Annotated in this window: 10 protein-coding genes; 4 read left to right on the forward strand and 6 right to left on the reverse strand. The window is 68.2% G+C overall.

Features of this window, described 5'->3' with window-relative positions; genetic code table 11:
• Positions 1–208: 208 nt before the first annotated feature.
• Together ABE454_RS05840 and ABE454_RS05845 are read left to right on the forward strand one after the other, a co-directional pair.
• A complete protein-coding gene (locus ABE454_RS05840) occupies positions 209–1,660 on the forward strand; it encodes a DEAD/DEAH box helicase (protein WP_346529939.1) in 1,452 nt (483 codons plus the stop codon).
• An 80-nt stretch (positions 1,661–1,740) separates the two neighbouring features.
• A complete protein-coding gene (locus ABE454_RS05845; protein WP_346529942.1) occupies positions 1,741–2,799 on the forward strand; it encodes a GGDEF domain-containing protein in 1,059 nt (352 codons plus the stop codon).
• 9 nt (positions 2,800–2,808) lie between these two features.
• Here the strand turns inward: ABE454_RS05845 and ABE454_RS05850 are convergent, their stop codons facing one another.
• From ABE454_RS05850 to tpiA, 5 genes are all read right to left on the reverse strand, one after another.
• Positions 2,809–4,821, reverse strand: coding sequence for a TonB-dependent receptor (locus ABE454_RS05850; protein WP_430825777.1), 2,013 nt, complete (start codon positions 4,819–4,821; stop codon positions 2,809–2,811).
• 129 nt (positions 4,822–4,950) lie between these two features.
• Complete coding sequence (locus ABE454_RS05855; RefSeq protein WP_346529946.1) at positions 4,951–5,079, reverse strand: hypothetical protein; 129 nt, start codon at positions 5,077–5,079, stop codon at positions 4,951–4,953.
• Positions 5,080–5,150: 71 nt separating this feature from the next.
• Positions 5,151–6,803 carry a CTP synthase gene (locus ABE454_RS05860; RefSeq protein WP_346529948.1) on the reverse strand — a complete coding sequence of 551 codons (1,653 nt, stop codon included), beginning with the start codon at positions 6,801–6,803 and terminating at the stop codon, positions 5,151–5,153.
• A gap of 123 nt (positions 6,804–6,926) precedes the next feature.
• Entirely contained in the window at positions 6,927–7,328 is a 402-nt protein-coding gene (gene secG / locus ABE454_RS05865; protein ID WP_346529950.1) for a preprotein translocase subunit SecG, read from the reverse strand.
• An 86-nt stretch (positions 7,329–7,414) separates the two neighbouring features.
• On the reverse strand, positions 7,415–8,164 hold the full coding sequence (tpiA, locus tag ABE454_RS05870; protein ID WP_346529953.1) for a triose-phosphate isomerase: 750 nt from the start codon (positions 8,162–8,164) through the stop codon (positions 7,415–7,417).
• A 130-nt stretch (positions 8,165–8,294) separates the two neighbouring features.
• On the opposite strand from tpiA, the gene ABE454_RS05875 reads away from it, so the two are divergent.
• On the forward strand, positions 8,295–10,223 hold the full coding sequence (locus ABE454_RS05875) for a peptidylprolyl isomerase (RefSeq protein WP_346529956.1): 1,929 nt from the start codon (positions 8,295–8,297) through the stop codon (positions 10,221–10,223).
• A complete protein-coding gene (gene trpE, locus ABE454_RS05880; protein ID WP_346529958.1) occupies positions 10,223–11,740 on the forward strand; it encodes an anthranilate synthase component I in 1,518 nt (505 codons plus the stop codon). The genes ABE454_RS05875 and trpE overlap by 1 nt, the downstream gene beginning before the upstream one ends.
• Here the strand turns inward: trpE and ABE454_RS05885 are convergent.
• Positions 11,737–11,925 (reverse strand): hypothetical protein, encoded by a 189-nt coding sequence (locus ABE454_RS05885; protein ID WP_119412147.1) that lies wholly within the window; start codon positions 11,923–11,925, stop codon positions 11,737–11,739. The two genes, trpE and ABE454_RS05885, sit on opposite strands and share 4 nt — an antisense overlap.
• Positions 11,926–12,032: the final 107 nt, after the last annotated feature.

Below are 12,032 nucleotides of genomic sequence, written 5' to 3' on the forward strand. Positions count from 1 at the left end.
CAGTCCCCGAGCGGACCATACAGCGCCCGACGCCATTGCCAAGCGGGGCCGTGGCGAACAGAAATACTTGACTGAGGCGTAGGGCTTTCTTTATACGGCCGCAGGCTCGGAACAGGACTGGCGATGCGCGCCGCCCGCTCGCCCAAGAGGGGCGGTTCCGTCAGCTGAAGGCGTTTGCGAACGTTATCCTCCGTCCCTTCAGGACTGCATGACTGAGTTTTCCAAGCTGGGCCTTTCGCCCACGACCCTGCAAGCGGTCGCCGATACCGGCTACACGACCGCCACCCCCATTCAGGAACAGGCCATTCCGGTGGCCCTCGCCGGACGCGATGTCCTCGGCATCGCCCAGACCGGCACCGGCAAGACGGCCGCCTTCACCCTGCCCATGGTCGACCGTCTGGCCTCGGGCCGCGCCCGCGCCCGGATGCCGCGCGCCGTGGTGCTGGCCCCCACCCGCGAACTGGCCGACCAGGTCGCCGAAAGCTTCGCCAAATACGCCAAAGGCACCCGTCTGAACTGGGTGCTGCTGATCGGCGGCGTGTCGATGGGCGACCAGGTCGCCGCCCTGAACAAGGGCGTGGACGTTCTGATCGCCACGCCGGGCCGCCTGCTGGACCTGTTCGATCGCGGCAAGATGCTGCTGACCGGCGTCGAGCTGATGGTGGTCGACGAGGCCGACCGGATGCTGGACATGGGCTTCATCCCGGACATCGAGCGCATCTTCAAGCTGACGCCGCCGCGTCGCCAGACCCTGTTCTTCTCGGCCACCATGCCGCCGGAGATCACGCGCCTGACGCAGCAGTTCCTCAAGGATCCGACCCGGATCGAGGTGGCGCGCCCGGCTACGACCGCCGACACCATCACCCAGCACATCACCCGCCTGCCGACCTCGGACCCCAAGGCCAAGCGCACCGCCCTGCGCGCCCTGGTCGAGCGCGGCGAGGTCCAGAACGGCATCGTCTTCTGCAACCGCAAGTCGGAAGTCGACATCGTCGCCAAGTCGCTGCAGGTCCACGGCTTCAACGCCGCGCCGATCCACGGCGACCTGGACCAGTCCCTGCGGATGAAGACCCTGTCCGACTTCCGCAGCGGCGAGCTGAAGCTGCTGGTCGCGTCCGATGTCGCCGCGCGCGGCCTGGATATCCCGGCGGTCAGCCACGTCTTCAACTACGACGTTCCGCACCACGCCGACGACTATGTCCACCGCATCGGCCGCACCGGTCGCGCCGGTCGTCTGGGCGAGGCCTTCATGATCGTGACGCCCGCCGACGACAAGTCGTTGGACAAGGTGCTGAAGCTGATCAAGAAAGAGCCGGTCGAACTGCCGCTGGACGACATCGACTTCGCCTCGATCAAGGAGCGCCCGCGCGACGACAGCCGCTCGGGTCGCGGTCGCGGCCGCAGCGGCGAGCGCAGCGAACGCAGCCGCTCGCGCAAGACGGTCGACGCAGCTCCGGTCGAAGCCGTCGAAGCCGAGGCCCCTGCCCCCGTCGAAACCGTCGCGCCCCGGACGGAGGACGCCCCGCGTCGTTCGCGCAACCGCAAGAAGCCTGAGACTCCGGCTGCGGCCGCCTCTGCTGCTCCGGCGCCGGTCCGCGGCAGCGCCTTCGGCGACGACGTGCCCGCCTTCCTGCGTCGTCCGGTCGTTTTCGCAGACTGAACGGACGACTTTGATTAAACCCCGGTTTAGGAAGCGCAGGCTAGATTTCTGGTCAGAACTTCCCGGGGGCGTCCAAAGTCATGTCCAGTCAGGTGGAAACCACCGTCCGCAGCCCTGAGGCCTATGCGCTGGCTCACCGTGCGGTGGACTCCATGCAGCAGGCGTCGGTCTGGCCGACGCCGCTGAATTTCGAGCTGTGGCTGCACTATCTCAGCGCGCCTGACAGCGCCCTGGGTCAGGAAATAGCGCGGCTGCTGGCGAGCGACGCGCCCTTCACCGACGCTACAGCCGAAATGCTGGCGGCCGAATTTTTGCCGCGCAGCCGCCTGTCCGAAGAGATTCGTGACGCAGGCGCCGTGCTGAACCGCGAACTGGCCGCCGTCGCCGCCGCCATCGACAAGGCCCGCGAGAGCCAGGCCGACTATGGCGACACCCTGGCCCAGGCGGTCGACAACATGGCCTCGGCGCCCGACACTGACAGTCTGGGCGTCATCGTCACCTCGCTCAGCGACGCCACGCGGCGGATCCGGCGGCACACCTCGGCGCTGGAGCGGCGGCTGGAATCCTCCAACCGCGAAGTCATCAAGCTGCGCGACCATCTGGAGCAGGTCCGTCGCGACGCCATGACCGACGCCCTGACCAATCTGGCCAACCGCAAGGCCTTCGATGAACAGCTCCAGCGCATGTGCAATGAGGCCGAGGCCGAGGGCGCCTCGATCGGTCTGGCGCTGATCGACATCGACCATTTCAAACGCTTCAACGACACATGGGGGCACCAAACCGGCGATCAGGTGCTGCGCTATGTCGCCAGCGTCCTGGGCCGCGTCGCGCGCGCACCGCGCGTCGCCGCCCGCTATGGCGGCGAAGAGTTCGCCGTCATCTTCCCGCGCGAAACGGCGGGCGCCATCGAGGCCGCCCTGAACGCCGCCCGTGAAGAGATCGCCTCACGCAACCTGCGTCGCCGTTCGACCAATGATGATCTGGGCGCCGTGACCATTTCCGTCGGCTTCGCCCTGCGCCACGCCAAGGAGACGGCCCAGCAGTTCCTCGGCCGGGCCGATGAAGCCCTCTATGCGTCGAAACGCACGGGCCGGAACCGCGTCTCCAACGCCGAGGCGGCCGCCTCCGCCGCCGCCTGAGCCAGCCCCTCAGTAGGACAGGCGCAGGCCCAGCGACACGGTGCGCGGCGGCGCATATCCCGCCACGCCGCCCGCCGTTTCCGACACCTCTACATCGGCGTCGAACAGATTGTCGGCCGCCAGCCACAGCAGGGTGCGCGGGCCAGCGCGCCATTCCGCTCGGGCATCCACGGTGACGGCGGCGTCCAGCACGCGGCTGTTCAGGTCATCCTCGAACCGCTTGCTCTCATAGCGGGCCAGCACCGACAGGCCGAGGCGGTCTGACGCCTGCCACTCCACCCCGCCGGTCACGCTCCAGATCGGCGCCTGGGCCGGGCGCAGGCCGGTCAGTTGCGGCGCTGCCGATCCGCCATCCATGCGGGCGTCGGTGATGGACAGGGCGCCGTTCAGATTCAGGCCTTCGCGCAACGCCTGACGCGCCGTCAGTTCGATCCCCTTGGCCTCGATGGTCCCGGCGTTCTGGCGCTGGCGCAGCACGCCGCCCGCCGGAACAAAGCCTGCGCGCGGGAAGGTCCCTGGCCCCTCTGCGATCGTGACGTTGACGATGGCGTCCTCGATCCGGTTCCAGAACAGGTTGAAGCCGAAGGCCGAGATCGGCCCCTCGAACGCCAGCCCCGCCTCGATTCCCTGCAGCGTCTCGGGAACAAGGGCGGCATTGGCCTCGGTCAGGTCGTTGCCGACGCGGAACGGGCGGTGCAGTTCATTCAGCGTCGCCGGACGGAAGCCGGAATAGGCCGCCGCGCGCGCCGCCCAGCCGCCGCCGATGAAACGCCGCGCCGCCAGCCGGGCGCTGACCACCTCGCCGGATCGGTCGGGATCGGTTTCATCCAGCGTGAGCAGGCCCGTCGCCCGATCCCATTCGCGGCGCTTGCCGTTCTCATTGCGCCAGCCGTCCAGCCGCAGCCCGCCCGCGATCAGCCACAGGTCGTCGCTCCATGACCCCTCGCCATAGAGACCCGCCACGGACGTCTCGCCTCCCGCCACGCGGTCGCGGGTGAACTCTCCGCCCATGTAGCGGAAGCGCTCTCGCGTCTCGCCTTCGTTGAAGCGGGCGTCGGCGCCCAGCTCCCATTCCAGCCGTCCGCCGCCGATGTCGCGCGCCGAACGACGCAGGGCGGCGTTAACGCCCCAGCCGGTCGCGGGCGTCTCATACTGGTCATTGGCGGGCGTGGTCGTGTTGCGGTCGGCGGCGACCGCGACCGATGTGTTGGAGAAATCGCTTTCACGCCGCCACGCCTGAAGCCGCCAGCCATAGCGGCCTTCATCGGACCTGCGCGCCGCTGTCGCGGACAACAGGTGGCCGCTGGCGCTGGACCGCGCCCCCGCCAGACCCGAGCCGCGCTCTTCGTCATAGATGGACCCTCGCAGCGACAGACTGGCCTCGCCCAGCGGGGCGTCCAGCCGCAGAGCCGCCGCCCGCGCCTCCAGATCCAACGGCGTATCCGCCATCCCGGCCGCCGCGCCGCGCACCGGCGCATAGCCGTCGCTGGTCTCATAAAGGGTGGACGCCGTCAGCCGCGCCTGACCGATGTCAAAGCCGCCCGACCCGGCCAGACGCGCCCCGCCCCGTTCCGCGACCGAGGCCGACAACGCGCCGCCGCGCTCCCGCTCGCGCAACTGGATCACGCCCGTCAGGGCGCCCGCGCCATAGGGACCGGCCCCGGCGCCGCGCACGATGTCGAGGTTCTCAAGGCTTTCGGTCGGCAGTTGCGACCAGATGACCCAGCCGCCGAAGGGGTCGTTCATCGGCACCCCGTCCAGCGTCACCAGCGTCCGCCCCGCGCCCGACGGCGCAATGGCGCGCAGGCTGATGCCCTGCGTCGTCGGATTGGCCGCCAGACTGGAGGTGCGCCGGAACAGGGACACAGCCGGAACGCTGGACAGCGCTTCGTCCAGCCGCGCGGCGTGCGCCAGCACCCCGTCGTCCAGCCGGATGACGGAAAAGGCCGCCTCGCCCGCAGCAGGCGGCAGGCGCGCCGCCGTCACCACCACTTCGTCAACGACAACCGGCTGAGCATCGATCAAGGCTGAACTCCCTGTCCTCCGCCCCGGCGACAGAGCTCAGGGGGCGACGAAGATCAGGGATAGGGCATGCCGCCCCTCTTGTCGTCAGCACAACACAGACGGCGGCGCGTCATAAAGACCGCCGTCTCAGGCGCTGAACAGCATCCCCAGCACGCCGCGAGCGATCAGGCCCAGCGACAAGATGCTGACCGTGGCGCCGATCAGGAACACCGTGCGGAAATGCCGGTGCAGGAAGTAGAGGATTTCGCCTGCCATTATGTGCCGCCCCGAAAGGTTAATTCCAGCTTGGCACAGGGGCGGACGAAGCCCCCAACAAACGTCCGTGATCAGACCAGACGGCTCTGCACCAGGGCCGCCGCGACGAAGCTGGCGAACAGCGGGTGCGGGGCAAAGGGGCGGCTGCGGTATTCCGGGTGGTACTGCACGCCGATGAACCACGGGTGGTCGCGGCGCTCGACCGTTTCGGGCAGGACGCCGTCGGGCGACAGGCCCGCGAAGAACAGGCCGCCCTTTTCCTCAACCGCCTCGCGGTAGTTGATGTTCACCTCATAGCGGTGACGGTGGCGCTCATTGATCGCGGTCGCGCCGTAGATCTCGGCGATCTTGGAGCCTTCAGCCAGGGTCGAGTCATATGCGCCCAGACGCATGGTGCCGCCCAGATCGCCGCCCAGTTCACGCTTCACGCGCTCATTGCCCTGAACCCATTCGGTCATCAGGCCCACGACAGGCTCATCCGCCGGGCCGAACTCGGTCGAGGTCGCCTTGGGGAAGCCCGCCAGGTTCCGCGCCGCCTCGATCACCGCCATCTGCATGCCGAAGCAGATGCCGAAATAGGGAATTTTGCGCTCGCGGGCGTAGCGCGCCGCCTCGATCTTGCCCTCGGCCCCACGCTCGCCAAAGCCGCCGGGCACCAGAATGGCGTGGGCGCCTTCCAGACGTTCGGCGCAGGCCTGCGGGTCGCCCTCGAAGGTGTCGGCCTCGACCCAGTCGATGTTGACCTTGACGTTGTTGGCCACGCCGCCGTGCTGAAGCGCCTCGATCAACGACTTATAGGCGTCCTTCAGGACGGTGTATTTGCCGACCACGGCGATGTTGACCTCGCCGTCCGGGTGCAGGCGGCGGCGGACGATCTCGTTCCAGCCCTTCAGTTCCGGCTCAGGCGCCTCGGTCAGGCCGAAGTGGGCCAGAACCTGCGTGTCCAGACCCTCGCGGTGATAGTCCAGCGGCACGGCGTAGATGTCGGCCGAGTCCATCGCCTGAATGACGCTGTCGGGACGGACGTTGCAGAACTGGGCGATCTTGCGCTTTTCGTCGGCCGGGATCGGCTCTTCACAGCGGCACAGCAGGATGTCCGGCTGGATGCCGATGGAGCGCAGTTCCTTGACCGAGTGCTGCGTCGGCTTGGTCTTCATCTCGCCCGCAGTCTTGATGAAGGGCAGCAGGGTCAGGTGGACGAAGCACGACTGGCCGCGCGGCAGGTCCTGCTCCAGCTGGCGGATCGCCTCGAAGAAGGGCAGGCCCTCGATGTCGCCGACCGTGCCGCCGATCTCGACCAGAACGAAGTCCACATCCTCGCCCGCGTCGGTCTTGGCGGGGTTCAGGCAGAACTGCTTGATCTGGTCGGTGACGTGCGGAATCACCTGAACGGTCGCGCCCAGATAGTCGCCGCGACGCTCTTTCTCGATGATGGTCTGATAGATGCGACCGGTCGTGATGTTGTCCGACTTGGCCGCCGAGACGCCGGTGAAGCGCTCATAGTGGCCCAGGTCGAGGTCCGTCTCGGCACCGTCGTCGGTCACGAAGACCTCGCCGTGCTGATAGGGACTCATCGTGCCCGGATCGACGTTAAGATAGGGGTCCAGCTTGCGCAGGCGGACCTTATAGCCCCGCGCCTGCAGAAGAGCGCCGAGAGCGGCGGAGGCAAGGCCTTTTCCAAGAGAGGAAACCACGCCGCCGGTGATGAACACATAACGAGCCATGGGCGGACACCTTACTCCATGATTCGTCCTGCGCGCAGGGGCCCAGGAAAAATCGAACTGTTGATCAAAAGAAGAAAGCGCGCCTTGCGGCGCGCTTCCCCAAACTCGGTGGCGACGTCGCCTTTAGTTGGCGGGCGCGCGTTGGCCGGCCGGAAGGCTGGCCTCAAGGTCATCCAGCGACGGCGCGGTCGGCGCGGCGGGCGCAGCCAGGGCCGCTTCCGGCGCAGGCGCCGTCTGTTGCGGCTGGTCCACGGCGATGGAGCCGACGGCGTCGGCGTCGATCACCGAACGCGAACCGCGTGCATAGTTGCCCGCGATCGTCAGGCCGATGGCGCAGACGAAGAAAGCCACGGCCAGGAACGACGTCACGCGGGTCAGAAGGTTGCCCGCGCCACGCGCCGTCATGAAGCCCGACGGCCCGCCGCCCATGCCCAGGGCGCCGCCCTCGGAACGTTGCAGCAGGATCACGGCCGACAGAGAGACCGAGATGATGATCATCGCGACGAGCAGAATGGTCTGGAGCATGGCGTCATTCATGTGGGCGCAGAAACGCGCCGATCAAGCGGCGGCCTCTAACACCGTTGGAGGTTTCGGGCAAATGGTCCGCGCGGTCAGGCCGCGCGGATGATGCCCAGGAAGTCTTCGGCCTTCAGCGAGGCGCCGCCGACCAGGGCGCCGCCGACCTCGGCCACAGCCAGAATCTCGGCCGCGTTCGACGGCTTGACCGAGCCGCCGTACAGGATCGGCGCGGCGCGGCCGCCCTCGCCCAGCCGGGCGACCATGGCGGCGCGCACGGCGGCGTGGACTTCCTCGATCTGCTCCAGCGTCGGCGTCAGGCCGGTGCCGATGGCCCAGACCGGCTCATAAGCCACGGCGAAAGCCTTGCCCGACAGCGAGGACGGCAGAGAACCGGCGACCTGACGGCTGACCACCTCGACCGCCTGACCGGCTTCACGTTCCTGCAGCGTTTCGCCGATACAGATGATCGGCTCCAGACCGGCGGCCAGAGCAGCCTCGACCTTGGCGGCGACATCGGCGTCCGTCTCGCCGAATCCGGCGCGGCGTTCCGAGTGGCCGAGAATCACCAGACCGGCGCCCGCATCGCGAACCATCTCGGCCGAAACCGAGCCGGTGTAGGCGCCCGACGCCTCGGCGTGGCAATCCTGCCCGCCGATTTCAACGACGCCGCCCTTCAGGGCCTGCGTCATCCGGTCGATCAGGGTGGCGGGCGGGCACAGGGCCACGCGGCAGGCCGCAGCCTGTTCCTTCAGCGCCTTTGCGAGGGTTTCAGCCTCGGTCAGGCTCGCGCCCAGACCGTTCATTTTCCAGTTGCCGGCGACCAGCTTCACAGATTGTTTCATGCGGCCTGTCTAGTGGCGAGCGCGACAGAAGCCAAGATGTCGTCAGGCCTCACTTGCGGCGGCGGCCCCGCACCCCCTATACGCGACCCTTGGCGCCCTTTCGACGCCGGCCCTCGTCAGGTTCTTTTCGATGATCACGTACTTCCGAAACTTCGCCAAGTCGAAATGGGCCGCAGGCCTGTTCGCCCTGATCATCCTCAGCTTCCTGATTGTCGGGGCGCAATCCGACATCTTCGCCAATCTGGGGCCGCGCCACATCATCAGCGCCGGGGACCGCAGCGTCGATTCCAACCAGTTCCGCACCGACTTCGAGCGCGTGCGCGCCAATCTGCAGGAACAGGCCGGTCGTCCCGTCAGCTATGACGACATGGTCAAGGAAAACCTGCACCAGCAGTATCTCGACAGCCAGACCCAGCGTCTGGGCTTCCTGTCGTGGGCCTGGAAGAGCGGCATCCGCCCCGGCAAGGAGCTGGTGCTGGCGGAAATCCGCAAGATTCCCGCCTTCTTCAACCAGATCACCGGCCAGTTCGACAAAGACCTCTACGCCCAGGCCCTGGCCCAGCAGAACCTGACCTCGGAAATGCTCGAGCAGGACCTGCGCGACCAGTATGTCACCTCGCACGTCGGTTCGGCCGTGTTCGCCGGTCTGCAGGCGCCGCGCGCCTATGCCGCCCTGCTGGCCGGTCAGGCGCTGGAGACGCGCGACGGCCGCTGGTTCCAGGTCACCCAGGCCATGGCCGGCAGCGCAGGCGCTCCGACCGACGTCCAGCTGACCGCCTTCATGAAGGAAAACGAGGCCCGCCTGCGCAGTCCCGAGTTCCGCATGATCTCGCTGGTGCTGTTCACGCCGGGCGCGGGCGACGCCCTGCCGCCCGTGACCGAAGAGCAGATCAAGGAGCGGTTCGAGTTCCGCAAGGCCTCGCTGGTCGAGCCCGAGAAGCGCACCTTCGTCACCCTGACCGTCCCGACCAAGGCCGCCGCCGACAAGATCGCCGCCGACCTGCGCGCCGGAAAGAGCCCGGCTGAGGTCGCCAAGGCCAACAACATCCAGCTGGGCGATTACGCCGCCACGCCGCAGGCCGCCGTGGGCGACCCCGCTGTCGGCGCCGCCGTCTTCGGCATGACCGTCGATCAGGTCTCGGCGCCCGTTCAGGGCCGTCTGGGCTTCACCGTCGCCAAGCTGGCCGCCATTCAGGCCGGTCAGAACGTGACGCTGGAAAGCGCCCGCCCGGCTCTGGTTCAGGAACTGCAGGCCGAGGCCGTCAAGGCCGCGACCTACGCCAAGGTCGAGCAGTATGAAAAGGCGCGTCAGGAAGGCAAAAACCTGGCCGACGCCGCCACCGCCGCCAAGGCCCGCATCATCCAGCTGCCGCCCTTCACCGAACAGGGCCAACTGCCGGACGGCCAGCCGATGAACGCCCCGCGTCAGGTTCTGGAAAGCGCCTACGCCCTGTCCAAGGGCGGCGAAAGCGACGTGATCGACGCCGGTGAAGGCCAGTATTTCGCCGTCCGTCTGGACGACATCCGCCCGTCGGCCCTGCCGACGCTGGAGGAAGTCCGCGCTCCGCTGGGCATGCAATGGACCATGCGCGAAAACGCCCGTCGCCTGTCGGCCAAGGCCGAGGAACTGGCCGGTCGCGTGCGCGGCGGCGAAGACATCGCCAAGGTGGCCTCTGACGTCGGCGCCCAGCTGATCGTCCGCACCGGCGTGCAACAGAGCCGCGAAGCCCAGGCCCAGGTCGGCGACGGCGTGCTGCGCGGCCTGTTCGGTCAGGGCAAGGGTCAGGTCTTCTCGGACGCCCAGTCGCAGACGGCCTTCGTCGTCGGCCGCGTGGACGCCATCCATGCTGCGGACCCGGCTCTGGCCGCGCCGCTGGCCGAACAGGCCCGCCCGCGTCTGACCGAGGAACTGGCCAATACGCTGGCCGACCGCACCCTGACCGCCGCCGCTTCGCGCACCAAGTCGCGTAACGATCCCGCCCTGGCCCTTCAGGCTCTGGGCGTCGAGGCCCCCGCCGCCGCCCCGGCGGCGGCCCCGGCCGCTCCCGCCAAGAAGTAATGCTGCAAGAACGCGACGCCTTCATCGCCGGCCTGACGGCGGGCCGCCCTCAGGTTCTGGTCCGCCGCCTGGTCGATGATCTTGAAACCCCCGTCTCGGCCTTCCTGAAGGTCGGGCACGGGCGGCGCTACGCCAGCCTGTTCGAGTCGGTCGAAGGCGGCGCCGTCAACGGCCGCTATTCCTTCGTCACCCTGTCGCCGGACGTGGTCTGGCGCTGCCGCGACGGCAAGGCCGAGATCGCGCGCGGCGCCGACGTCCTGTCGGAAACCTTCACGGCCGAAGACCGGCCCGCGCTGGAGTCGCTGCGCGCCCTGATCGCTGCGACGAAGTTTGAGTTGCCCGCCGACCTGCCCCCGATGGCCGCCGGTCTGTTCGGCGTCTTCGGCTATGACATGGTGCGTCTGCTGGAGCCGCTAGGCGCCCCCAATGCCGACCCGTTGGACCTGTCCGACGCCGTCATGGCCCGCCCGGCGCTGGTCGCCATCTTCGATTCGGTGAAGCACGAGATCGTCCTGATCTCCGCCGCCTATCCCGACGCCGGGGTTGAGCCGGCCAAAGCCCACGCCGCCGCCGAGGCTCGGCTGGAGGACTTCGAGGACCGCCTGCGCGGCCCCCTGCCCATCCAGCGCGAGATCGAGCCGGTCCCGGCGCCCGACTTCCACTCCGACGTGGACGAGGCCGCCTTCGGCCGCATGGTGGCGCGCGCCAAGGACTACATCGCTGCGGGCGACATCTTTCAGGTCGTGCTGGCGCACCGTTTCTCGGCGCCGTGGAGCCAGGACCCGTTCGCCTTCTACCGGTCGCTGCGTCGCGGCAATCCGTCGCCCTATCTGTTCTTCCTCGACTATGTGGATTTCCAGCTGGCGGGCTCCAGCCCGGAAATTCTGGTCCGGCTGAAGGACGGGCGCGTCACCATCCGCCCGCTGGCGGGCACCCGTCCGCGCGGCGCCACGCCCGAACAGGACAAGGCGCTGGAAGTCGAACTGCTGGCCGATCCCAAGGAACGGGCCGAGCATCTGATGCTGCTGGATCTGGGCCGCAACGACGTGGGCCGCGTCTCCAAACCCGGCTCGGTCGAGGTCACGGAAAGCTTCGTGGTCGAGCGCTACAGCCAGGTCATGCACATCGTCTCCAACGTCAACGGCGACGCCGATCCTAGGCTGGACGCTGTGGACACCCTGCTGGCCGCCTTGCCCGCCGGCACCCTGTCGGGCGCGCCCAAGGTGCGGGCGATGGAGGTCATCGACGAGCTTGAGAGCGAAAAGCGCGGCGTCGGCTACGGCGGCGGCGTCGGCTATATCTCGGCCAATGGCGAGGCGGACATCTGCATCGTCCTGCGCACCGCCATGTTCGCCAAGGGCCAGATCTTCGTTCAGGCAGGCGCAGGCGTCGTCGCCGACAGCGACCCGGCCGCCGAATACGCCGAGACCCTGGCCAAGGCCCGCGCGCCGATGAAAGCCGCCGCCGAGGCGTGGCGTTTCACCGCGACCACGCGCGGCCAGGGCTCCGACGGCTAGGGATTGGAAACCGTGGCAGCCTGGTCAAACACTACGCCGGGGCCCACGACCATGGTCCCGGCCAGAAGGATCGCCGTCGTCGCGGCGAAGGCGGCTGCCGCCAGCAGGCGCAGCGGCTTGGGTTGTTCGCTGGGCGCCTCGTTCAACAGGGCGCGGGCGTCACGGATGCATTCTACAGGGGTCAAGACGGATTTCTTCCGATGGCGATGCCCCTCTATCGCCCGGACAGCTTAACGTCCGCTTTCAATCGGGCCGCTTGCCTTCCATGTTTGGGCCGCCCTGCCTTCCCGTT

Origin of the sequence: Brevundimonas diminuta, from assembly GCF_039673845.1 — a bacterium.
GTDB classification, from domain to species: Bacteria; Pseudomonadota; Alphaproteobacteria; order Caulobacterales; family Caulobacteraceae; genus Brevundimonas; species Brevundimonas diminuta_E.